Source organism: Paenibacillus sp. Z3-2 (genome assembly GCF_054161325.1).
This window is the reverse complement of record NZ_CP096397.1, coordinates 6470141-6494336: the sequence shown is the minus strand read 5'-3', so window position 1 is coordinate 6494336 and position 24196 is coordinate 6470141. Positions and strand designations below refer to the sequence as shown.

General features: G+C 46.1%; 21 protein-coding genes and 1 pseudogene. 16 read left to right on the top strand and 6 right to left on the bottom strand.

The genetic code is table 11. The features are described from left to right. Positions 1-60: 60 nt before the first annotated feature. The gene (locus M1D71_RS28985) at positions 61-399 is read right to left on the bottom strand and encodes a helix-turn-helix domain-containing protein (RefSeq protein WP_278297552.1); all 339 of its coding nucleotides are present in this window, start codon (positions 397-399) and stop codon (positions 61-63) included. 220 nt (positions 400-619) lie between these two features. Between M1D71_RS28985 and M1D71_RS28980 the strand changes: the two genes are divergently transcribed. From M1D71_RS28980 to M1D71_RS28965, 4 genes are all read left to right on the top strand, one after another. Next, positions 620-1423: a DNA-binding protein gene (locus tag M1D71_RS28980; RefSeq protein WP_458124693.1), complete on the top strand. Its 804-nt coding sequence runs from the start codon at positions 620-622 to the stop codon at positions 1421-1423. A gap of 185 nt (positions 1424-1608) precedes the next feature. Then, a complete protein-coding gene (locus tag M1D71_RS28975; RefSeq protein ID WP_458124692.1) occupies positions 1609-2808 on the top strand; it encodes a WXG100 family type VII secretion target in 1200 nt (399 codons plus the stop codon). Beyond that, a complete protein-coding gene (locus M1D71_RS28970) occupies positions 2808-3221 on the top strand; it encodes a hypothetical protein (RefSeq protein WP_458124691.1) in 414 nt (137 codons plus the stop codon). Before M1D71_RS28975 ends, M1D71_RS28970 begins: the two co-directional genes overlap by 1 nt. A gap of 98 nt (positions 3222-3319) precedes the next feature. Further along, positions 3320-3724 carry a hypothetical protein gene (locus tag M1D71_RS28965; protein WP_458124690.1) on the top strand — a complete coding sequence of 135 codons (405 nt, stop codon included), beginning with the start codon at positions 3320-3322 and terminating at the stop codon, positions 3722-3724. Between the two features lie 180 nt (positions 3725-3904). On the opposite strand, the gene M1D71_RS28960 is transcribed toward M1D71_RS28965, so the two are convergent. Beyond that, a protein-coding gene (locus M1D71_RS28960) for an IS3 family transposase (protein ID WP_458123683.1) occupies positions 3905-5025 on the bottom strand; the annotation gives its coding sequence in 2 pieces (ribosomal slippage) (positions 3905-4776 and positions 4776-5025; 1122 coding nt in all). Positions 5026-5157: 132 nt separating this feature from the next. Between M1D71_RS28960 and M1D71_RS28955 the strand changes: the two genes are divergently transcribed. The 3 genes from M1D71_RS28955 to M1D71_RS28945 all read left to right on the top strand — a co-directional run bounded on the left by M1D71_RS28955 (position 5158) and on the right by M1D71_RS28945 (position 6392). Continuing rightward, the gene (locus M1D71_RS28955) at positions 5158-5544 is read left to right on the top strand and encodes a hypothetical protein (RefSeq protein WP_458124689.1); all 387 of its coding nucleotides are present in this window, start codon (positions 5158-5160) and stop codon (positions 5542-5544) included. Positions 5545-5578: 34 nt separating this feature from the next. Further along, entirely contained in the window at positions 5579-5908 is a 330-nt protein-coding gene (locus M1D71_RS28950; protein ID WP_427436675.1) for a hypothetical protein, read from the top strand. A 79-nt stretch (positions 5909-5987) separates the two neighbouring features. After that, positions 5988-6392, top strand: a complete 405-nt coding sequence (locus M1D71_RS28945) for an Imm7 family immunity protein (protein WP_458124688.1) — start codon at positions 5988-5990, stop codon at positions 6390-6392. Positions 6393-6448: 56 nt separating this feature from the next. Here the strand turns inward: M1D71_RS28945 and M1D71_RS28940 are convergent, their stop codons facing one another. After that, on the bottom strand, positions 6449-6874 hold the full coding sequence (locus M1D71_RS28940; protein WP_458124687.1) for a hypothetical protein: 426 nt from the start codon (positions 6872-6874) through the stop codon (positions 6449-6451). 369 nt (positions 6875-7243) lie between these two features. On the opposite strand from M1D71_RS28940, the gene nikA reads away from it, so the two are divergent. The 6 genes from nikA to M1D71_RS28910 all read left to right on the top strand — a co-directional run bounded on the left by nikA (position 7244) and on the right by M1D71_RS28910 (position 14228). Continuing rightward, on the top strand, positions 7244-8794 hold the full coding sequence (gene nikA, locus M1D71_RS28935) for a nickel ABC transporter substrate-binding protein (RefSeq protein WP_458124686.1): 1551 nt from the start codon (positions 7244-7246) through the stop codon (positions 8792-8794). Then, a complete protein-coding gene (gene nikB / locus M1D71_RS28930) occupies positions 8794-9741 on the top strand; it encodes a nickel ABC transporter permease (RefSeq protein WP_062836581.1) in 948 nt (315 codons plus the stop codon). Before nikA ends, nikB begins: the two co-directional genes overlap by 1 nt. After that, complete coding sequence (gene nikC / locus M1D71_RS28925) at positions 9738-10592, top strand: nickel transporter permease (protein ID WP_458124685.1); 855 nt, start codon at positions 9738-9740, stop codon at positions 10590-10592. The genes nikB and nikC overlap by 4 nt, the downstream gene beginning before the upstream one ends. Further along, positions 10589-11389: an ABC transporter ATP-binding protein gene (locus tag M1D71_RS28920; RefSeq protein ID WP_458124684.1), complete on the top strand. Its 801-nt coding sequence runs from the start codon at positions 10589-10591 to the stop codon at positions 11387-11389. The genes nikC and M1D71_RS28920 overlap by 4 nt, the downstream gene beginning before the upstream one ends. Further along, a complete protein-coding gene (locus M1D71_RS28915; RefSeq protein WP_458124683.1) occupies positions 11386-12354 on the top strand; it encodes an ABC transporter ATP-binding protein in 969 nt (322 codons plus the stop codon). The genes M1D71_RS28920 and M1D71_RS28915 overlap by 4 nt, the downstream gene beginning before the upstream one ends. A 368-nt stretch (positions 12355-12722) precedes the next feature. After that, positions 12723-14228, top strand: a complete 1506-nt coding sequence (locus M1D71_RS28910) for a malate:quinone oxidoreductase (protein WP_458124682.1) — start codon at positions 12723-12725, stop codon at positions 14226-14228. A 211-nt stretch (positions 14229-14439) separates the two neighbouring features. Here the strand turns inward: M1D71_RS28910 and M1D71_RS28905 are convergent, their stop codons facing one another. Continuing rightward, positions 14440-17394 (bottom strand): hybrid sensor histidine kinase/response regulator, encoded by a 2955-nt coding sequence (locus tag M1D71_RS28905; protein ID WP_458124681.1) that lies wholly within the window; start codon positions 17392-17394, stop codon positions 14440-14442. A gap of 310 nt (positions 17395-17704) precedes the next feature. Here M1D71_RS28905 and M1D71_RS28900 point away from each other — a divergent pair, with 310 nt between their 5' ends. Both M1D71_RS28900 and M1D71_RS28895 read left to right on the top strand, forming a co-directional pair. Beyond that, positions 17705-18841: a response regulator gene (locus M1D71_RS28900; RefSeq protein WP_458124680.1), complete on the top strand. Its 1137-nt coding sequence runs from the start codon at positions 17705-17707 to the stop codon at positions 18839-18841. A 316-nt stretch (positions 18842-19157) separates the two neighbouring features. Further along, complete coding sequence (locus tag M1D71_RS28895; protein WP_458124679.1) at positions 19158-21263, top strand: TerD family protein; 2106 nt, start codon at positions 19158-19160, stop codon at positions 21261-21263. 79 nt (positions 21264-21342) lie between these two features. Here M1D71_RS28895 and M1D71_RS28890 read toward each other — a convergent pair whose 3' ends face one another. Further along, positions 21343-21996 (bottom strand): glycosyltransferase, encoded by a 654-nt coding sequence (locus M1D71_RS28890; protein ID WP_458124678.1) that lies wholly within the window; start codon positions 21994-21996, stop codon positions 21343-21345. A 70-nt stretch (positions 21997-22066) separates the two neighbouring features. Further along, positions 22067-22803: pseudogene (locus tag M1D71_RS28885) on the bottom strand (glycosyltransferase). Positions 22804-23175: 372 nt separating this feature from the next. Here M1D71_RS28885 and M1D71_RS28880 point away from each other — a divergent pair. Further along, positions 23176-24051 carry an AraC family transcriptional regulator gene (locus tag M1D71_RS28880; protein ID WP_458124677.1) on the top strand — a complete coding sequence of 292 codons (876 nt, stop codon included), beginning with the start codon at positions 23176-23178 and terminating at the stop codon, positions 24049-24051. Positions 24052-24196: the final 145 nt, after the last annotated feature.

The window sequence follows — 24196 nt, the reverse complement described above, 5'->3', positions numbered from 1 at the left end:
GGAACAGCAGATTGTTATTACCTCTAACTAAAGATAATAAGTAATTTTCTTAATAAATCACTATCTAAAAGCATCTCTAAATTCTTTTATGATGTTGTTCAAGTTCTGAACTTGTTTAGGATTTAAATCATTAATTATCGATCTGTAGTTGTCTATAAATTGCAAGTTTAGCGAATCAGAATCATTATTGGAGTTATAGAATAAAGAATAACTAGGGACATTCAAACCAGTTAGAATCTTTTCCAAAGTATCGATGGAAAAATTCCTTTCGCCGCGTTCTACAGAACCAACATATGCATCATCCAATCCTGAAAGTTCTGCAAGTTGCTGTTGTGTTAAACCCTTCGCCTTACGAATTGCTCTAATCCGTTCTCCTACCGAATTTCGTAATGTTGTCATATTAACCACCTCTCCTAAAGGTTAGGAGAGTATTGAAGTAATTAGCAGGGTTATAAAGGCAGTAAAACATATTGAAAAAACTGCGATTAAGTACTATATTGGATTTATTGTACTACTTCTTTGTAGTTTCTAAAAGAAAATAAATAGGATACTTTATGCAAGGCATAAATGACTTGGTTTAATAGCCTATCGTAACCTATATAGAGGGAGGATCTTCTCTTTGCGTAAATCTATCTTAAAATCACTCAAACCGGACATCATTGTTGAAATGTTGGACATGGCTGTGGCTTTTGAAAATTGGAACAAGGTGATGGAGAGGGCGGACATGTTATATCAATGTGTGCAGTCGATCCATGAAGAGCGGCCGGAGTATCAGTCAAAGGGAGTGCCTGCACTACATATACACATCGAGCGGCCCTGGGTTTACTATTACGGGTTCAGTCACTTAATGCGGGGTATGGCTCACCAGAAGTTGGGACAGGTAGATCAGGCACGGGCATGTATCGATCAATATGCAGAACTGGGGTGGATGGAGGGTCTGGATGAGGTAGGTATGCAGGTGGTGCAGGAGTTCAGGCATAAGGCACAGGTGAATCGGTATGTTCTTGAGATTGAAGCCGGGCAGGTGCAACTGCTGGAGGAGTTTGTGAACTTTTTGCTTGAGCATCCGGAGGAAGGGTTGGCAGGTCTGAAAGTGATTACGGAGGCAGCAGTGCTGTATAGATGGAAGATTGATCGAGTTTTAGATGTGTTTGAGAATCAGATACAGGGTGTTGGCAGAGAAATAGATTCTTCAAACAACGTTAATATGTACCATTACTGTTATCAGCGGGCTTTGTATGAACGGTGGATGGGAAGACCGCAGGAGGCCGTGGAATTCATTTTGCAGGCAATCAGGTTAGGGGATAAGCTAGGGATGGATCGGTATTTTATAAGGTGTACGGCATTGTTGGAATCATTGCGGGAAGAGGCGACAGCGGAGCAGATTGGACGGTATCGGGTGATGTTGGAGGAAATGAAGTAGGAGAGGTATTTACTGAAACTGGTAGGATATGCCTTGAAGTGGGTATATGCATATAGGACCATAGCACCGATGATTAGCACAGCTTGTGTTTTTACCATGGTGAAATCAGGATGTTAGCAGGATAGTTTACATATTACACTTCTGCTAACATAGGATAATCCTACTTCGAATGAGCGGAGAAACGTATGAGTACAATCAAAGTTACCCCTGAACAACTACATCACGTATCGAATCAGGTGGATCAAGCCAGACAACAGTTGGAGAGTATACGAAGTGATCTGACGAGACAGATCATGTTTGTTCAGATGATGTGGATGGGCGCGACGCAGGAGCGATTTTACTATGAGTTCGAGCAGTCACGACCTATACTGGATAAAGCGCTGGAGAGTATGGTGAACACATCGAAGGAATTGAAGGATATCGCCACGCGTTTCCAAGATGCAGATGCTCAGAAGGTAAGTCTGGGTGGTGCGTTTGGAGCTATCGGTGCCGCAGCTATGATGACCAAATCAGCAGGTGGTTCAAGTTCGGGTGATAAGGGCTATCGGATGGCGCAAATCAATATGTTCGGTAAGTGGGTATGGATGCCTGTCAACGAGAATGGTGTTGCGGATCAGGCTGCTCTTCAGGCTTATCAGAGGGATCAGGGAAATCTGGACTTTAATCGCATGCAAGCTGTGAACGTTGAACCGCCTGGAGAAGATATTTTTGCGTTACAGATCAAGGCATTTGAGATGGGGATTCATCCTACGACGGGAGAGCCTGTATCAGATAAGTATGCTCAGATGATGGTGACCTCTCTGAAGTTTAGTCAGATATTCATGGCGATTCAGATGGTTCGTGGGAGCATGCCGGGACGTTCGGGACCATTTAAAACGTCGTCATCTGGTTTGGCATCTAAGATTCAGAATAATATAAAGAAGGCTGAACAAAATTTAGGAGCTACACATGGAAAAGTGAATTCTAGTTCAACTATTAGTAATAAATTCCCGAATGAAGACTTTCCACATGACGGCAAAGTGCTCACATATCATTTAGAAAGTGGAAGAATAAAAGGAATTGATGGTAGAACTGAAGTTGATTTCGTTATCAATAAAAATGGAGAATTAATCATTGGGAAACGACATCATACATTAGGAGGACGGGAAGAGGTCCTTGCTGCTGGGCAATTAAAGATTAATGGTCAAGGAGAAGTAAGAAAGATTACTAATCAGTCAGGGCATTACCGTCCTTCTCCGGAAGAATCAAGTATGTACGCCGACTTGCTAAAGAACGCAGGTGTAAAGGTGAAGAGCTCTTGGCTTGAACTTTATAAGTTTGAGACAGACAAAGATGGTTATGTTGTAGACTCCAAACCAGTAATAATAAAGAAATTAAAGGAGTGATGATGTTGATAAAATATATGGACTTAGATTCTTTTAAGGAATACTTACTAAAAACTGTAGATGAATTATCTACCTATCATAACGAAGTACTGGGTGAAAACAGTAAATTCATAATTACTCCGATTGAGGAGCGGGGTAAATCTTTAAATTCTACAGACGAATATCTTTACCGGGGGATGTTAAATTCGAATAATTTAGATGGACGCGAGTTCGATATTGATTCTGTTATAAAGATGTTGGGTTGTAGAGTACCCTTATGCCCCCTTTGGATAAAAGTTTTGCTTAAAGAAGTCAGGGCTGAAGCACCTGTAATTGAACTGCAGACGAGTTTAAGATTTCGTAAACCAAGTTTGTTACAAAACCAAGAAACGGGGCATCCTCCGTTCATAGCAGTTCTACAGTCCTTAAATTAAAGCCCTTGTGATTTACTGGATGGAATCTTTATTTAAATGGACATGGAAGAATTGCCTATTATTTAACTATTGGCATTTAAGCGTTGGAGAGTTGAGCTATGATAGAAGCAAAAGTGAATGATACTTACTATGATGGATACGAAGGATATCCTGTAATCCTAATGATATTTGGAAACTTTACGGAGAAAAATATCCTAAAGATGTGGGATGGATATTTTAAGACATTATTGGATCTTATGTGCCAGTATGAGTCTACTGACAATGGTATTCTACAAGAATACTATGCCCATGAAGGTTGGTATGAGGAAAGTCCATGGGAAATACAGGACCTTGATTCAGCTATTCATTTATTTAAGTCCTTCAATGTGAGTAAAGTAACTGGTGAGCAAATAGAGAATGTTAAAAATATTGTTCCTACTCTCCCAGAAGTAGCACATCAGATATCAACATTTTTAGAACTAGGCAAAACGAACGGTTGCAGCGTGTATATTGAATACGACTGATTGAGATTAAAGAACATACTTTAAAACGATAACGCAGTTGCTAGGGCTGCGTTATTTAGTCGTTACCTTGTACGTAACTCTAAATAGGTTTAATAGTTAATCGAGAGGAGAGCAACACATGGGGCAGCTACTAACCAAAGCTATTGAACGTTTATCGTCTATTGGATTGTCAACATTAAATCAGACAACTTTTTTAAGGGCTGTTTGGCGATACTGAACAGGCGTCAAATACCCCAGCGATCCATGAACTCGATGCCTGTTAAACCAGTTGACGTAGTCGTATAATTCCAGTTCTAAATGACGAAGGTTTCTAAATTCCATCTGGTAAATAAACTCCGTTTTCATGACCTTGTAGGTGGCTTCGGCCACGGCGTTATCGTAGGGACATCCTTTCTTGCTGAGTGATCGGCCAATACCAAACGTACCTAGAAGCTGGTCCATCGTGTGGTTTTTAAACTCACTTCCACGATCGGTATGAAACCACTGGATTTGGCTTAAGTCGCCTTCTACCGTTGCAAAGGCACGCGAAACCAGAGCAGCGTCCTTATGTGGACCTGCACTATGACCAATGATCTCGCGATTGAACAGGTCAATGAGGACACAAACGTAATGCCACCGATGCCCGACCTTCACATACGTTAGATCGCTTACCACGAAACGCTTCGCTTCCGTCTGATTAAACTCCCGATCTAATTCATTCGCTGTTGTCGCCTCATTACAAGCTGTTTTGAGAGGCTTAAACTGAGCAATGGTGTACGTGGAGACGAGACTGTGCTCTTGCATGATTCGACCGATGCGACGCCTAGAGACGATGATTCCTCTTTCCTGAAGCTTGGCTTTTATCTTTCGTGTACCGTAGGCATTTCGATTTTTGCGAAAGATGCCCACAATGGCTTCCGCTAGCTTGTCTTCATTTGGCTTTTCCTTCGCTTCATAATAGAACGTGCTTTTGGCAATTTCGAGGACGTTACACATTGCTGATACTGAGGATTTATCACGGTTATTTTGGATGATAGCTACTTTCGTCCCATGATCAGCGCGGCTTGCTTTAAAATATCGTTCTCCATCCGTAGACGTTGGAGCTCTTTACGCATAGCCATTAATTCGTTTTCTTCAGGTGAACGGTTGTCTTTCTCTCTGAAAGAGCCCGTGGCCTGCGATTGCTTGATCCAGCGGTCTAGAGCCGAAGCAGTGAGGTCGTACTCCTCCACAAGGGCTGCTCTGGACTTGCCATTTTCATAGAGCTCTACCATTTGTTTTTTGAACTCGGTTGTGAATGTGCGTCGTTGTTGTTTAGGCATTGTAGAGATCCGCTCCTTAACATGATAGTTTTATTCTACAAGCCCTTATTTTTTCTGTCCAACTAAGTGTAGCCGATCCATATTTCATTTAAGGATACAGAAGATAGCTCACTAGAATCTTCTTCTCATGTTTTGATTAAAGAATATCTTAGACGCGTTAATCAATTATTAAATGAGATGGATGCTTCAATAGATCAATATCCCCTATTTAGTTTTGCTAAAATTCTTGGAAAAGCTATAGATGAAAAGGTATATCGGGCTTGTTCAAAACTGGACACGCTAGGAAAACCTTATGTGAAGGTAATTTGCTACGGTTATTTAGAAGTTTCCGAATTAGCAGATCAAGGAGTGGGTGAAGCAATTCAATACATCGACCTCTACGAACCGATGCTAAAACTCTTTGAACGAGGCGAGAGTTTTACCATAAGACAAGGCGAAATGGTTGTAGGTGATTCAGCTTATCCTCTTAAGTATTGGAGACATTTAAATATCTCAGTACAAGATATTAGCCACATCTAATAGGATCATGTAGATCAAACTGGGGGGGATAGTAATGTCCGTAGGTCTATACAGATATAACGGGGATATAGAAGATCGGAATTGTGAACTTACACTCAGTGAGAATATTGCTACTCAGGAATTTTACGATGAGTACTGGGAGGCAGCAATACATGAATTAGGAATAGCCCTGATTCGGGATGGATCTAAAATATATTTTCACCAATTAGAAGCTGCTGTAGTTGAGTTAAAACGATTAAGTGAGTGGGCAAAGGAACATTTAAACGGGAGTGAGTTAGATTATATGACGGGTAGAATTGAAAATGTACAAGATATATTACCTAGCGCATTTATTAGTGAAACTACAATTTTGTATATATTCTGAGGTTAGTAGCGACTATAGAAGATAAATAGTTTTGAAGCACTGTCTACATAGTTTACGGATAAAGGAGCTGTGAAAGGTAATGTACGAATATCATGGCTGGGCAACCATTAGAGAATGTGCGTCGTTTGAAGAAGATGAGTATCAATATGGTTTAGTTATTCAACATCTGCGGGAATATGTAGAGGAGCTAAATTGGCCTACAGGTGTTTTGGACGTGAGAGCAGTTAATGGTGACTTTCAACTATGGATAGCGGGCCTAGATAATCACAAACCTGTATCAAAATATGATCCCGCCGAAGTGTTGAAAAAGGTAGGTGAAATAGCTCCGGGTTCCTATGGAATTCTTTATGTAAGAGATAGTGATGATACGGAATCCTTCGATCAGTTTAAGGTCTACACTTTAATCCGAGGTAAAGTAATGGAGAATAATGATCCCTTTCTCTCCCCATTCATACCTAAACTAGAAGATGATTACGAAGGATAATTTCATATCGAACTTTTCAGCATGTAGCACTTTGAATACAGGATATAAGAACACTCTTATTCTATGGCGCCATAAAGTTCCGACATTCGCTCAGCCAATTCCAACTGCGGCTGCATTCGTTGATGATTCATATCGATAGGTGTCATGTACAGCACTTCTTTTCCCTGCTCAAACATCGTGATATGGAACAAAACCCCTGTTGTATCTTCTTGGTCTGGATCAAGTATGATTTCTAAATTGCGTATCTTTTCAATCCATTCCTGAATCAGCACTTGATCTGTGGTTATTTTTATAGTACCATCACCACCACTCATCATTTCAATAGAATCAACTTGTGTAATATCGCCAGGATAGAAGGTGTGTAATTCCTTCGGCACTTTACTTACTACGACTTGATCGGGCTTAATAGAACTTTGGCAGCCGCTAAGAATCAGGACCATAACTGTAGCAGACATTAAGGTGATAAGTGAATATCTTCTCATCGTACTCCCCCTCTTAGTCCTCAAACGAATTTTGTATTTGAAATGTTCCACATAAACCTTTTCTCGTTTAATCCCTAGAACCCAACGAGGTTACTGGTCACATTTGCTGGAAGACTACGAAACTGGGTTGTAATTCTCCGAGGAATCTTGCATGGTTCTACCTGTAAACAATCCCGGATCGTAAAGGAAATGCCTACTAATCAAGCACTCATATGTAACAAAAAACATGAAGAATCCGCTCTCATCCGAGAGTCGGATTTTTTCTCGTTACATCACCAATATAACTCTTGTCAAAACGTAATCATTACGATATGATAGTACTCATTGTTTAGATCATAATGATTACGATTAAGAGAGAGGGGCATTACCTTGAATAAAAAGACGCCACTGCTAGCGCTGGTCTCCTTGGCCTTGAGCGCTGGACTGTTGAGCGCCTGCGGATCATCTGAGTCCAGTCCCGCTGCGCAGTCATCCACCGATAATAAAAATGTTCACTTCCTATATAACTTCTCCACCAGTTCGCTAGATCCACATGTGGATTCCAGCTATGTGCCGCTACGCGCGGGCATTACGGAGACACTGGTTCGTCTCGATGAAGAGAATCTGACGGTTGCTCCATGGCTCGCCGAGAGCTGGGAGAGCGAAGACGGTCAGCATTGGACGATCGACCTGCGAGATGATGTGACCTTCCAGAATGGCAAGCCAATGACAGGCGAATCCGTTAAGGCATCCCTTGAGCATGCACTGGAAGAGAATGTAGCGATCCAGAACGCGTTGAAGATCGATACGATTGAAGCCGAGGGCGACAAGCTGGAGATTACGACAACTCAGCCGTTCCCGGAGTTCGCTTCGGAACTGGTGAACCCCAACACGGCGATTATCGACGTGAGTGAGCCAGACATTGTGAACAAGCCCATTGGTACGGGCCCGTTCAAGCTGACCTCTTTTACCCCAGGCAGCAAGCTGGATCTGGATCGCTATGATGAATATTGGGATGGAGCATCTCCACTGGATTCGATCACGTTCTCATTCAATGAAGATGCTAATGCCCGCACACTTGCGCTCAAATCTGGGCAGGTAGATATCGTATACCGTCCGGAGGTCGAGAGCCTCGAATCGCTCAAAGCAATGGATGGTATAACTGTGGAGTCCACGTCGACGTTCCGCGTGCATCAGATGACGACGAACATGCAGCGGGAGAGTATGAAGGACATTAACGTCCGTCGTGCGGTGGATGCGTTGATCGACCGTCAGGGCATCGTGGACACGATCCTTCTCGGATACGGCGAAGCGGCCATCGGCCCGTTCCTGCCATCGCTACCGTTCGCGCCGAATTATGCAAAGACTGCTAAGCAATCCGGGCCTGACGCCGCAGTGAACTACCTTAAGGAAGCTGGATACGAGCTGCAAAATGGCGTGATGACGAAAGATGGCAAGCCGCTGGAATTGACGTTGTTAACGTATTCAGCTCGTGCCGATCTGCCATTGATCGCCCAGGTATTCCAATCTGATGCCAAGAAGATTGGCATTAACGTCCAGATTCGCCAGATCGACACGCCAGAAGATTATATGGCATCCAACCGCGACTGGGATATTGCGACGTACAGTAATTTGACGGCTCCGCGTGGGGATGCAGGATATTACCTGAATGCAACCTACCATCCGAAGGGTGCTCTTAACTTCAGCGGATCGGAAGATCCAGAGCTGACCAAGATCATCGACGAACTGAATCTCACGGTTGCACCGGAAAAGCGCGCAGAGCTTGCCGAGAAGGCAGCCAACTACGTGCATGACAACGTGCTGAATTCATTCGTGCTGCATCCAGGTACGATCGTTGCTTATAACGGCAAGAAGATTAAGAACTGGGTTACAACCCGCAGTGAATATTACATGATTACCAATAAGCTGGATGTGATGTAATGTTTCGCATTTTGCTTCGCAAGTTTCTTGAGGTATTTATCTTTCTGTTGTTCATTATGTTTGTAAGTTTCCTGTTCATTCGTCTGGCTCCTGGTGATCCCGTGTTGACGATATTGAATGTAGACGAACTATCCGTCAGTCAGGAGCAGGTCGAAGCTGTACGCGAGGAGATGGGCTTCAACGATTCGCTTCCTGTTCAGTTCGGCAACTGGTTGCTCGATTTCGTTCGGCTCGACTTCGGTGTATCGTATTCGACAGGCCAGCCTGTCATGCAGACCCTGATGCGTGCGTTGCCAGCTACCGCTGAACTGACGATTGGCGCATTACTGGTCATGCTCGTCATAGCGATCCCGCTCGGCTCACTGTCAGCGCTCCATCGCGGCAGTTGGATTGACCGGGGTAGCCGCATGTTATCCATTGTGGGTGCGGCGGTGCCGAGCTTCTGGTTGGGTCTGATCCTGATCGACATGTTCGGCGTACGCTTCGGCAATCTGCCGACCATGGGCCGGGATGGATTCACATCGCTTATTCTGCCATCTCTGACGCTGGGACTTGCCATCTCCAGCGTCTATGTGCGTCTTTTGCGTTCCAGCCTGCTAGATTCACTAAGTCAGGAGTTCGTTCGATCCGCCCGGGCAAGAGGATTATCCGAAGGTCGGATCTTCATGCTTCACGCTTTTCGGCACAGTCTGCCGCCTGTCATTACGGTATTCGGCGTCAGCCTCGGCAGCCTGATCGGTGGAGTCGTCGTGATTGAAGTGTTGTTCGCTTATCCGGGTATCGGCAAGCTCGTCGTTGATGCCATACGCCAGCGTGATTATCCACTGATCCAGGGTTACATTCTGATCATGGCTATCGTGGTATTCCTCGTGAATACGGCGGTTGATCTATCTTATCGTTATTTGAATCCTGAAATGAAACTCAAGGAAAAGGAGGCCCACCGATGAAAACCATGCCCCTGCCCATTCCAACTACAAAATCTAAAAAACATAGCTGGCAGGCGATCGTTGGTTTGCTATTTGCACTGCTAGTCATCGCGGCCTCCGTATATGCCTTTTTAGTTCTGAAACATGATCATAGCTTAACTGATCTGCGCGGACGATTGCAGGACGCAAGTGCTCTCCATCCATTCGGCACCGACCATCTGGGCCGTGATGTACTGACACGTCTGCTGCTTGGCGGCGGGCAAACAATGGGTTATAGCCTGCTGGCACTCGGTGCTGCATTGCTGATCGGCATTCCGTTTGGACTGATCGCAGGATACAAACGTGGTTGGGTCGATAAGCTGTTCATGCGGATTGCCGATGCCTTTCTTGCTTTCCCTGATACCATCGTGGCGATTGTGCTCAGTGGCCTGCTTGGCGCGGGAATTGGCAATCTGGTGTTGGCCATCGTGATCGTAAAGTGGGTTAGCTACGCCCGCCTCGTTCGAAGTACGGTTTTATCGGAGTCACAGAAGGATTACATTCGTATTGCTCGGACCAACGGACTATCGGACGGTCGAATCATGAGAAAGCATCTGCTTCCGCATATCGCAGGGCATGTGCTCGTGTTAGCCAGTCTCGATCTTGGTAAAATCATCCTGCTCATCTCATCATTGTCCTACATCGGGCTTGGCGCACAGCCGCCAACACCTGAATGGGGTGCGATGCTGAACGACTCACGGCCTTACTTCCAGTCTCGGCCAGAGCTGATGATCTATCCGGGCCTTGCCATTGTCTCGGTAGTATTGCTTGCCAACATGCTGGGTGACTATCTGCGAGATCGGTTTGACGTGAAGAAGGAGGTGCAGCCATGATTCTCTCCATCGAGGAACTGAGCATCTCCAGTCGGGATCGCACTATTGTAGATCAAGTTTCTCTGGCTGTTCGCGAAGGTGAGTTCATGGCACTCGTTGGACAGAGCGGTAGCGGCAAAAGCTTGCTCTCGCAAGCCATCGGTCGTCTGCTGCCGCCCAACCTGCATGCGTCGGGGCGAGTCATGTTCGAAGGCAGCAACCTGCTCGAACGGAAGCCGAAGGAGATGCGCGCCCTGCGGGGAAGCCGCATCTCATATATTTTTCAAGACTATCAGGGAGCGTTTACGCCATTTCGCAGCATTGGTGGACACTTTGATGAATATCAGAAGGTACATGGGGAAAAGTCTTCTGCCCTCCGCAAGAAAAGGGCTGAGGAAGCATTGGAATCGGTTGGCCTTAGCGCTGAATTGCTGCGTCGCTATCCGTTCCAGTTGAGCGGTGGACAGCTTCAGCGGGCCTCAATTGCCACGTCACTGATGCTGTCTCCTCGCCTGCTGATTGCTGACGAAGCAACAACGGCGCTCGATAGTGTATCCGGGCATCGCGTGTTGGAACTGCTGGCACGCAAGCAAGCGGAGACGGGCTGTGCGATTCTGTTTATTACACATGACTGGCGCCATGTACGTCGCTATGCCAGCCGTTTGGCAGTCATGAAGGAAGGGCAGATCGTCGAATCTGGCGGGAAGCATCGCATTCTCGATCATCCTCAGCATGAATATACGCGCCAGCTGATTAATGCGGCTCCCGTTTTGAGTCGCTCGCTGAAGTCGGGATTGAAGGAGGCAGGAACGGAATGAAGACGACCGCCAATGAAGAACGCCGTGGACTTGTGCAGTCCGAAGAATACGGTGTGCAAAGCCATGACTTTGCAAAAGACGTAAACCATGCAGACACAGGTAGTGCAGTCATAAATACTACAGATACAGATCATGCAGATACAGATGCTGATATAGATATCGCCGGTGCAGAGACTGTTTCATCGTTCAGCATCTCCGGCGATCCTGTGCTTCACGTGGAACATCTCAGCCGAACGTATGCAGGTGCAGACCGACCGGCTGTGAATGATATTTCCTTCTCCCTGAACCGCGGCGAGTGTCTAGGCCTGGTTGGCGAGAGCGGCTGTGGCAAGAGTACACTTGCCCGCTGTCTACTGCGGATCGAAGATGCGGATAAGGGCTCGATTACACTGGGCGGACAGGATATCGCGCGGCTGAGCGGCCGACGGTTACGGCCTCATCGCCGGAAGATTCAGATTGTATTCCAGAACCCAATGGCAGCACTGAATCCGAAGCTCAAGATTGCCGATTCGCTGATTGACCCGTACGAACAACTTGGACGGAACGCGGAACTGTCCCACTTTACCTACACGTCGAAGGATGCTTACGTCCAAAAGCTGCTTGAAGCAGTCGAGCTTCCAAGCGATATGGCTGGACGATATCCGCATGAGCTAAGTGGTGGACAGCGTCAGCGTGTCACGATCGCACGTGCTATTGGTATTGAGCCGGACGTTGTCGTTCTGGATGAACCGACAGCCAGCCTGGACGTGATCTCGCAAGGAGCCGTTCTGCAGTTGCTTACGGATCTCCGGACATCGCTGGGTCTGTCATACTTATTCATCTCGCATGATCTGGCTGCGGTACATCGCATGAGCCAGCGCATCATCGTTATGCGAGAAGGTCAGATCGTTGACCGCTTTGGCGCGGATGCGTTGTTCGCTGAAGAACGCCATCCCTATACGAAAGAACTGATTTCGATCTTCTGAGTACTCCCCGAAACGCCGGGGGTGGTAATCGTTAATTTTAAATATAAAGCCGCCTTACGAAGAGATTCGAGAGCGGCTTTTAGCGCATCCATTTTCACGGCTAAACCAGGCTCCTTTCTTTGTTTTGAACAAATATATCTTTCAGGCCTATAACCGGGCTAACGTTCCGATGTAAACTAGCGTATACTGATGGAATAGCAAATATCTTGAAATTGCATATTTAAATTGCTCTATATTATTGATACACTAGATCAAGGTTATATTCATTCAGAGAAGGTGCGACCCCGTTCAAGAATGGGCTTGCTGCAAATGCCAAATCGATAACGCTTACATCCTTTTGGCAAATATAGGATATAAGGACGGTAGACATGAGCCAGGGACAAACGAGTACAGATGTTATCTTGATTGGTGCCGGAATTATGAGTGCAACTTTGGGAACTTTGCTAAAAGAATTGGCACCAGACTGGAATATTAAGGTTTTTGAAAAGCTAGCCACTGCAGGAGAGGAAAGCTCCAACGAATGGAATAATGCCGGAACCGGGCATGCTGCATTGTGCGAACTTAACTATACCGTTGAACGACCAGACGGAACCGTAGATATTAGCAAAGCGATTAAAGTGAATGAACAATTTCAGATCTCAAAGCAATTTTGGTCCTATCTCGTCAAGAGCCGTCTGATTCGTAATCCGCGGGACTTCATTATGCCGATTCCTCATTTGAGTTATGTGCATGGAGAGAGCAATGTCCAGTTTTTGAAAAGACGGTATGACTCTTTATCGAATCACCCGCTATTCGCAGGTATGGAATTCTCAGATGACAAAAAAGAGCTGGCGAAATGGATGCCGCTGATGATGAAAGATCGTACAAGTAATGAACCTGTTGCAGCGACCAAGATTGACTCCGGTACGGACGTTAACTTTGGTGCTTTAACGCGTATGCTGCTCAGACATTTGAAGGAACAAAACGTGGATATCCACTACCAACATAGCGTGAAAAATATGAAACGGACCAGCGATGGACAATGGGAATTATCCGTGAAAAACCTGAAGAGCGGTGCAGTCGAACGCCATAAGGCAAAATTCGTCTTCATCGGTGCGGGCGGCGGAAGTCTGCATTTGCTCCAGAAGACGGGCATTCCGGAAGGAAAACATATCGGCGGATTCCCGGTCAGTGGGATCTTTATGGTGTGCAAAAATCAAAAAGTCGTGGAACAGCATCACGCCAAAGTATATGGCAAGGCTTCGGTAGGAGCTCCGCCGATGTCCGTTCCGCATCTGGATACCCGTTTTATCGACAATAAGAAGTCGCTGCTATTCGGGCCGTTTGCCGGGTTTTCGCCGAAGTTCCTGAAGACGGGTTCCAATGCCGACTTAATTACGTCTGTTAAGATGCATAATCTGCTTACGATGCTCGCAGCAGGTGTCAAAGAAATCTCTTTGACCAAATACCTGATTCAACAACTAATGTTATCCAAAGAACAACGTATGGCAGAATTGCGCGACTTTGTTCCGGGTGCGAAGAGTGAGGATTGGGATATGGTTCTGGCGGGGCAGCGTGTGCAGGTGATCAAGGATACCGTCCAGGGTGGCAAGGGAACGTTGCAATTCGGTACGGAAGTGGTCACGTCTGCAGATGGGACGATTGCGGCCTTGCTAGGTGCATCACCAGGTGCATCCACCGCAGTTCAAGTCATGCTTGAGATTCTTCAGCGGTGCTTCCCGCAGCAGATGGAGGCATGGGAGCCGAAGATCAAGGAAATGATTCCTTCCTATGGCATATCCCTTGTGGAGAATTTGGATCTTCTCAAAGAGGTTCATTCTTCTACAGCCAAGGCGCTGGGGTTATCGGATGAAAAACATGTCCTTCACGTATAACATTTAGCCTATCGTGTTAGATAATGGTCAAGCCAAAGGAAAGAGCTAAGCCGGGATGAACCGTGCTTAGCTCTCTTTTGGTTTATTTGGTATATCTGAACCTGAAGCTGAACATATCCTGCTATCATCGCGTTCACCTTACTCTTACATAAAGCATACGGATCTGATCGTACAGAATGCCAGTTGTAGAGTTATAGAACTATCTTATCGCTTAGACTCCTGTGTTGCGGTCCAAGGGGATAACAAAGGATACTTTCGTACCTTGATCCGGTGAACTGACGATGTTTAAGCCTTGTCCATACATCTGAGTCAACCGGCGATGTGTATTGGTTAATCCAATGCCTCCGGTTCCCCCTGGTCCCTTCTTGGGCCATGCCAATGCCCGTTCGATCTGTTCCGGTTGCATCCCTACACCATCATCCTCAATCTCAATCAAAGTACCTGTTGCCTGACGCATAATCCGGATACAGACAGTTCCGCCAACCACTTTACTTAGAACGCCATGCCGAACTGCATTCTCAATAAGCGGTTGAATGGTGAGGGGGGGCAGGGAAAGATCAAGTTCGTCTGGGATATCCCAGATCACATTCAATCGATTCTCAAATCGTTCCTTCTCAATGTAGAGATAGGCACGTGACAGATCCAACTCATGAGTGACCTCCACCATTTTCTCCGAATTGACAAAATGAAAGCTGGTCTGAAGATACTCGATAAAAGCATCGCCCAGCTTCTGCATTCGCTCCGTATCCATCTCACTAAGAACCATGATTGAATTGAGCGTATTAAAAAGAAAATGTGGCTGAATCTGTGCCTGTAAGTATGCAGCCTCCATACGCAACCGCTCATCGATGGATTGTTTCAGCGCGATCAGTGATCCAATGCGATGTCTTAACTCAACGGCATCAACAGGCTTGGTGACGTAGTCTGTAGCTCCGGCCATGAATCCGGCATAGATGTCGGCCGGTTCGTTACGGGCCGTCAATAACAGGATGGGAAGCTCAGAGATCGAATAACGTTTGCGTACGTTCTCGGTCAGTTCATAGCCGGAGATATGAGGCATCATAACATCGGCAATCAGTAAGTCCCACGGCTCCTGATCCAGTAATTCGAGTGCCTCAAGCGCCGAGGCCGCGGGTTGAATATGATACGGTTCATTTGCAAGCATGGAGATCAGCACTCGCAGGTTTACAGGATCATCATCGACAGCAAGAATACGGGCGGCAGTCTTATCGTGAGATATGGTTTGCTGCTGCGGCTCCGCGATCGCAACTTCATCAAAGCTGTGAGTGTCCCAGCGCTGCTCAGTCTGGTCAGAGAGCGCTTCGGTATCTTCCCGTGGAAGTGAGATCTGGAAGGTCGATCCTTCCCCAGGCACAGACTGCACGGTGAGCTGTCCACCATGGAGCTCAGTGAGCTGTTTGCTGATACTTAGACCCAAGCCGATTCCTCCGCTCAAGCGAGCCTCTGGGGTTCCCTGTTCGTATGCATCGAATATTCGCTGTTGTATCTCTTCACTCATGCCAACGCCTGTATCCGAGACCTGGATCAAGACATAATCTCCTTGTTCCCGAACAGATACTGTAATGGTACCCTCATCGGTAAATTTGAGTGCATTATGCAACAGGTTATAGAGCACCTGTACAAGTCTTCTCTCATCGGCTTGAATTAACGGCAGTGATTCAGGAATATCTACCTTCATGTGGACAGGCCTTCCCTCTGCCATAAATCGGAACATACCGATCACACCTGGGATGACAGATGCAAGGGAAAGTGGTTTCTTTTGAAGTTTAATACGTTTCTCCTTCAGACGAATGACATCAAGCAGGTCATCAACCAGTTGGGACATGCGTCGACCGATGGTAACTAACAGTTTCATGTCATCTGCCTGCTGCCCACCTGATTTACGCCGTTCACGGACCGCGATACTCTCGGCTATATTAATGATGCCATGCAACGGTGTACGCAGCTCATGAGCCGTATTCACAAGAAATTGATCCTTCTGCCGATCCTCCTCTTTGAGCTGTTCGTACAACTGCTCAATCTGACTTGAATTGCGGAAGTATTTCCTGAACCAATAGGCGGAGAAGCCGAATATGGCCGCGATCACATCAATCGGATAATATACGTTGGTGATCTCGCTACGCGAGTTCACAATTCCCCATAGCACGCTGGATAGGCTGCTGGTTGCCGCAAAGAGCAAAAAGCTGGCGTCACTTCGTTTCTCAGCTGCCATTCGGAAGAACAGGTATACAGACCAGCCAATGGCAAACAGATAAAGGAAGTCAGATAGTCCAATCTCAAGTACATGGTAGATCAGGGTTACCGGTGCGATTAGCAAAAATACACAATACACACCAAGCACGCTGGCGTAGATACGAAACAGTTTACGCCCTTGTAAACTATGGGAGAAACTTCTGGCCATCTGTAGAAGAAAGAATGCGAACAGCGGATAGGACAATGCTTTGGCCTTAACGATCCAAGTGAAGTTGAGTGGCATCCAACTCAATAACAGATTGTCATGGTCGGAGGTGACCGTTAGGGCAGCAACCAGTGTTAGCATCGAGAACGTCAGCAGAGCTCGTTCCTTCCGGATAAACAGAAACATGATAAAAGCGTATAAACTGTGCAAGATCAGTATGGCGAACGTGATCTTTTGCAGATCGATAGACAATCCTCGTTCACTTCCAATGGCTTCTGGAGAACCAAAATAGAGAGAGCGTGTGATCCCACCGCTATAAGGGTCATCGAAGTTAGCGGTCTGCACCAGAAGATTGATTTCGGTGGAACCGCCAAGCGCATAGGAAGTCGTAAATGCAGTCCTCTCCGGTCGATAGGCTTCGGCATGGGTGGCAGGTTGACCGAATTCGGCAACAATGGTCCCGTTCATCTCGATGATCGATGAGGTCTGGATTTTCTGACCCCAGAGAGAGACTTCTTTCACAGATGAATCTAAAAGGATGCGAAGATGATACGTTCCATATCCGAATGACGATGAGGATTGTGGTAATGCATTCCGCCAGTCACCGGGAACTTGAATCCGTGTGGATGGGGTGTCTCCTATTTCTACGTCACGATTAGTGATTAACGCCTGGGGGTAAAATCCCCATTCTCCATTCAGGGATATGGGTGAAGCGTTGGTGAGGTCCCATCCTCGAAGGTCCAACACGCCTTCGGCTGGTTCAGGATGTGCGGGTATAGTGAAGGACTCGGACCATATCCAGCGAAAGCCAAGTGAAATAGTTAGGAATAAAATCGACAGCAATACATATCGGGGTATCTTTTTATAGGTTATTAGTTTCATGGCAGACTTTAGTTTTCGACATTTTACTTCAAACTCCTGCAAAATCTCTGACAAAGAGGAATTTTTTTGAATATCGAAACGTTATCCCTTTATTCATACGATAGCGGTACCACTCAAGGATTTATGGTAAAATTATAGATTAAATGATGATCAGTGAGCCAGAGGAGTTGTACGTATGAGAATGATTTTGGTAGATGATGAATATCTCGCTCTGAGCAGATTGAACAAACTGTTGCAAGAAAGAGAGGATTGTGAAGTTATCGGCTCTTTTCTGACGGCAGAGGAAGCCATAGATCATATCGAACGTCATTTGCCGGAAATCGTCTTCATGGACATCCAGATGCCCGGAATGAACGGAATCGAGGCGACCGAACGCATTCATGAAGTTTCCCCGGAAACAGAGGTTATCTTCACAACAGCACATAATGAACATGCACTGACGGCCTATGGACTTGAAGTGCTGGATTATATCATGAAGCCTGTAACGCGAGACCGTTTGGAAAAAACGATGAAGATATATCAACGCCGATGTGTGCCAAACAGTCCGAATATGGCAGAAAAGCCATCCATGGTAATACGGTGTTTGGGGATGCTTCAGGTCCAAACGCATCCGAATGAGCCACCGAAGCATATGAAGTTCAGAACAAGCAAAATTAGAGAGTTATTTGCCTATTTGCTTCACCATCGGAACAAACGGATTAAACGGGATAAGCTCCTTGAACTATTGTGGCCAGAGTTGGATGAGAAGCGAGGCATATCCAATCTGCATAGTGGTATCCATCGCTTGCGCAGCATGATGAACGAATTCATGGGCGAGGACAAGATGTCCATTCGTTATCAACAGTTTGGCTATCTATTGGAAACAGGAGAGTTCAGGGTTGATGTGGAAGAATGGGAAGGTCGTCTTAACCGGTTATCTCCATTGTCATCGACTACAATGGTCGAGCATCGGCAGACCTCAGATCAATATGAAGGCAAGTATTATGGTGAGGACGATTACGTATGGGCTGAGTTAGAGCGTCAGCGCTTGCATGCACTATGGCGTAATCATGCCATGCAACTCGCACAATATTACATCGGACTGGGACAGAATACGGAAGCACTCGCGCTATATCACCGGGTACAGCAATTCGAGCCATCATTGGAGGAAGTCGGACTGGCGTTAATGAAGACCTATGATCGATTAGGCAATAAAGATCCCGTGATCGCTCAGTATAATCAGTTAGTTACTGCGTTACAACAAGAGGCGGGCATACGTCCTGGCTTGGAAGTTGAGTTGTGGTACCAACAGTGGAAACATTCAAATATTTGATTGGAAATACACAGCCTCGCAGCTTTGTTTGCGAGGCTGTTTTTTTGTTACCTCATTAAATTCATGTCGTAATACTTTCACCCTGTTGGAAGATCGTAGAATCTGAGATGATGGGTTCACCAGAGGTTCGGGTGACTAACTTCGAACCGCTGGCCTTCAGGCTATTGCGATCCTTCCTTCTAACTTCATTGGCGAAAATAGGGTCGCAGCTCTCCTGAAGATTTCATTTCAGAGAGGAGGCGTCCAGGCTATCACATTCCTTCCTTCTATCCTAATCCAATATTATAGGGATGTGGCTTTCCTGGACTCTTTTATCATGAACAATACGATTTATTTGCGCAGAGCGAACAAACTTATTATCGAATCAAACGAAGGGAAGCAACAGTTGCCGAAGACACATCTGGCGACTGCCCTTAAAAATATCGAAGCACTCGGATACACTTTCTCGGATGAGTTGATGCAAGCAATGCGGCAGCTGTCCAAAGAACAATTTGAAGCAGTATATATTCAACTTGTGGCTGATCTGAGAGTCATGGTCGGCGCACATGTGAAGTATCAACCGATGTATGCAGGATTCCCGATGCAGGTGATGCAAGTGGATGAAGCGGAGTTATATCTTAATGCGATTATTCATTATCTGACTCATCTGACCGTGGTCTATCCGGATCAATCTGTGGAGAGAACGCCTCTGCAGGAGAAGTCGGACTTAAAAGTTATCGGTTTGGGAAACAAACAAGCGTTTCAGGAGCTAATCCGTGAGATCATTGAAGCCAAGGGTTCCATCTCTGAAACGGACAAGAAAGATATCGATACAGTATTGGAGCACGGAGACCCCAGCGAAGTGGATGCAATTCTGCCTGCTGAAATTCCGTTCAAAGAAAATGTAGGTTTCGTTGTAGCCTCACTGTTGAAGCATGAAAAAGCGGGTATCGACCGAATCGGTCCGTATTTCAGAACGGCAACCGACGTCCTTCGTCTCGCTGTGGCCTGGTCTAATGGTGACGTTAGTCTGGCTACGGCTTCTCCCTTCCGGAAATTCAAACGTCGCGAAAGACGACTACTGCTCGGATTGCTGGAGCAATGTGGTTCAATAACGGAGGATATGCTGCGGTATAAGGACCGCTGGATTCGCCTCGGCGAAATTCTTCATCCTTCGGAATATAAGCTTCGGTATCCGCGATGCGAAGAAGCCTTTGATATTCTGCGTAATGATAAGCCGTATGCGACCTTCAACGGAAGTGTGGAACTTGCGTTCCAATATCGAAATGTCTGGAGTCTAATCGATCTGTTGTCACAGCGTCCAGGTGAATTCGCGAGAAGACTGGATCACTTGCTGCGGATGACTGAAGATGAAGCATATGTGCTGCTGGCATTTGGTGAAGTTATACCACAGGTATCTACCCCAGTATTGTTACAGGTGCGAGAGCATTTTGCCCACCGTAATGAACCGCAGGATCTGCGTATCTTTTTCCCGAAAGGTAATGTAGCCAAAGCCTTTGCCGTTCCGAATGAGCTGCCAGAGATCGATGAAGCAACGTGTCAGGATGTCGTACAATTGTGCGAGCAAGCGCTGGTAGAGCGATTCGCTAACCTTTCCCCGCTTGGGAAGACCTATGTCGATCCGCAGCTCCATAGTTATCTGGTGCCCTTTTCCCAAAGATCAGCAAGCAAGGCTCTTCATACCATTGTTCGTGGAAGCCGTGTGCCGATGGCAGAGGGTGATACGATTCGTTTCTTCAACTGGTGGAAAGAGGGGGACGTAGATGGCAAGTCAACAGGGCGCGTGGACATTGATCTGTCTGCGGTGATGTACGATGAGAACTGGAACTATGTGGAGCATATCTCCTATACCAATCTGCGTTCATCCAAGTACCGGGCCGTTCACAGTGGGGATATCGTGACAGCGCCTCAAGGGGCAAGTGAGTTCATTGATCTCCATATTCCTTCGATCGTTGATTATGGCGGACGTTATGTGGTGGCGAGTCTGCTTTCCTTTACGAGTCATCCGTATTGTGATTTGCCGGAATGTTTTGTGGGTTGGATGATGCGGAAGAAGCAGGGTTCTGGCGAGATCTTCGAGCCGTCCATGGTGGTTAACAAGATTGATATCAGTGCGGATACGCAGATAGCGATTCCCGTCATTATGGATCTGGTGGAGCGTACGGTAATCTGGACCGATCTGGCGCTAACCAGACACCCGGATTATTACAATAATGTCGAGGGCAATCAAAAAGGGATGGTCCTGATGGGCAAAGCCCTGACCACGTTGCGTAAACCGGACCTGTACGACTTGTTCACGCTCCATGCCAAGGCCCGAGGTGAACTGGTGAATACGTTGGATGAGGCCGATACGATCTATTCGGTGGAGAAGGGGGTCACCCCATTCAGTATGGAGCAGATCATGGCGGAATATCTGGCTTGAGTCCAAGCACATATGACTATCGGGTCGAGAACAGAGAAGAGCAGCGGAATGCTGCTCTTTTTTGAGATTCAATCTGCCGTTAATTTGCATTTCGACATACAAATTTTTTTGGGTTTTTCACTTTCAGCACCTTAACATTTCTTGTTAAGAGGTCTTTATCGCTTACGATCCAAGTATGATCTTTGGAGTTCCTCCTGCGAATCGCAAGGGAGTTAGCTGTACCTCCTGAATAAATCGTATAGCCCTTTGCCATGCTATCGGAACAAAACGTTACGCATTCTCCTCGATTTTGATCCGGAAAACCAACATCGATTATCACATGTCGTTTTACGAGAAGGGTCGCTCCTTGAATCAGGGGAACATATTGATTCGCCTTGGTAGGGTAACGAAGCAGAAGGAGATTTTTGCTGCTCAAATACATATAGTGGGCTCGTTTCCCTACAATATCTGCGTTGGTCTTTAACAGAATGTGCACGCTATCCGTTAAATAGCGGGGAGCATAATAATCATCGTCATCCAATTTAGCAATGAGATTGTACTTAGATAGTGAAGCCCCATAATTCAGGCAATAGCCAAGCGATACATGTTCCGGCTGTGAAACAATCCTTACGTTCCTATATTTTTTTGCCTCCTTCATATATTCATTCACACGCAGATTATTATTATTTAATATGATGATAAGCTCTTTACTCCTATAATTCTGCCTGTTGTAGTTACGAAAAAGGTTACCCATGCATTGTCGCCGTTTGGTACAAACGATGATGGAAACCCCTTCAGATCACGAGAATTGCCTGAGTTCGCCATTATAATACGCCCTTTGGCTTTTTCTGCACATATCTCTTGTAATGCGTAACGGGTGGTATTTTTTGGATTTGGGAGATGAGTTCTTTGTCGCTAATGATCTATGTATGGTTGGATGAGTTTTTCCTGCGTATCGCGACAAAATTACTTTTTCCCGCAGAATAAACGTTGTACCCCATTCGTCTGCTTCTAATGCAAAAAAGATCATCCTCACCGACGCTTCGATTCGGGAACTGAACTTTGTTTACTACCTTGCGTTTAAAGACAAGCGTTGCGCCAGGGATTAGGGTCACAGGACGATGTTCATCATGTGGAAAACGAAGGATAAACGTCTTTGATCCGCGTAAATACATGTAATGTGCCCGCTTGCCAATGACATCGGCATTGGTTCTTTGAAAGGTCTGCACGCTTTCCGTCAAATAGTAGGGAGCGTAATAATCATCATCATCAAACTTGGCAATATAGTTGTATTTCGTTTTCTTAATAGCGTAATTTAGACAAGCGCCGAGGGAGGTACGTTCCGGAAGACGATAAACGTGTACGTTTGGAAGTTTTTTGGCTAAGCTTAGATAAGGAGTAAGGGGGATGTTATCGTTGTAACAATAATGATAAGTTCTTTCTTGGCGTGGTTCTGTCGGCTGTAGTTACTAAATAGGTTTCTTATATAGCTTTGGCGTTTCGTGCAGGCAATAATAGAAACTCCCTGCTTTTTGATAGATCTTGTTGGCCTGGCTCCCATTTTGACCGCTCCCCTTATCCGTTATGATCAAAACTATCTCTCTTTAAAATATGTGAACGGCAAATAAGAGGAACGGCATATCTGCAAAATGGAGAATACGCACAAAACTTGTCAATGTACCTGTCTGCTCCATTCGATTCGAACGATGTGGGAGCTGGATGCTGGTACTATAACGACCCATCTAAAACATTGGAGAGTGCGGGAATGGTAACGAAAACCAGACTTCTGCATGTTGAAGTAAATCAACCAAAACCTTCTGTATGAACAAGCGAGATTTTTGTAAGAGAAGAGCTACCTACAGAATGGTGCAGGAAATGTCGGATGCGAAGGGAACGGCTTTGCTATCCTTGAATTAACGAGGGAGGGGATGACATGGATACGCTGGCGCGATTGAACGAGGCCTTGAGTTATATTGAGGAGAATCTGACGGACACCGTGGATATGAAAGAGATTGCACGGATCGCCTGCTGCTCGGAGTACCATTTTACGCGCATGTTTTCCTTTCTTAGCGGCTTTACGCTGTCGGAATATATTCGACGTCGACGCTTGACGCTGGCGGCACTGGAGCTAAGCCGGAATGACAGCAAAGTCATTGACGTTGCACTGAAATACGGGTATGCCTCGCCGGATTCCTTCGCCAGGGCTTTTCAAAGCATGCATGGAGTTACACCCTCCGAAGCGCGGAGTCATGGTCCATCGCTCAAAGCCTTCCCTCGGATGACATTTCAATTGACCATTCAAGGAGGAAGCGAAATGAACTACCGCATTGAACACAAAGAGGCTTTTCGAATCGTGGGTATTAGTAAAAGGGTGCCGATCGTATTCAACGGGGTGAATCCGGAGATCGCTGCGATGTACCAGCGCCTTACACCGGAATTGATTGATACGATCAAGGGATTATCAAACATACAGCCTCTGGGCTTAATTAGTGCATCAGCCCATTTCAGTGAGGGTCGGATGGAGGAGAAGGGGGAGCTGGATCATTACATTGGTGCAGCCACGAAAAAAGCAGTGCCCGAAGGTCTGGTGCAGCTGGAGGTGCCAGCCTCGACATGGGCGGTATTTACCGCTGTTGGTCCTTTTCCGAGTACGCTTCAGGAGGTATGGGGACGGATCTATGCGGAGTGGTTCCCCTCCTCGGATTACGAACTGAGCGAAGGGCCGGAAATGCTCTGGAACGAACACAAGGATGTGACGTTGCCGCAGTACAGAAGCGAGATATGGATACCGATTCGGAAACGGCCTTAGGAGCATGAATGGGAAGTCTTGTTTTATAATCGGTGGAGAGATCGGGAATATGATTATTGTATCCGTCCGATCTTTTCTTTTTTTGATGTTGGATGCAAAAAAAGCCCCCACCAACTTTGGAAGGAGTGGGAGGGCTATGCGTTAC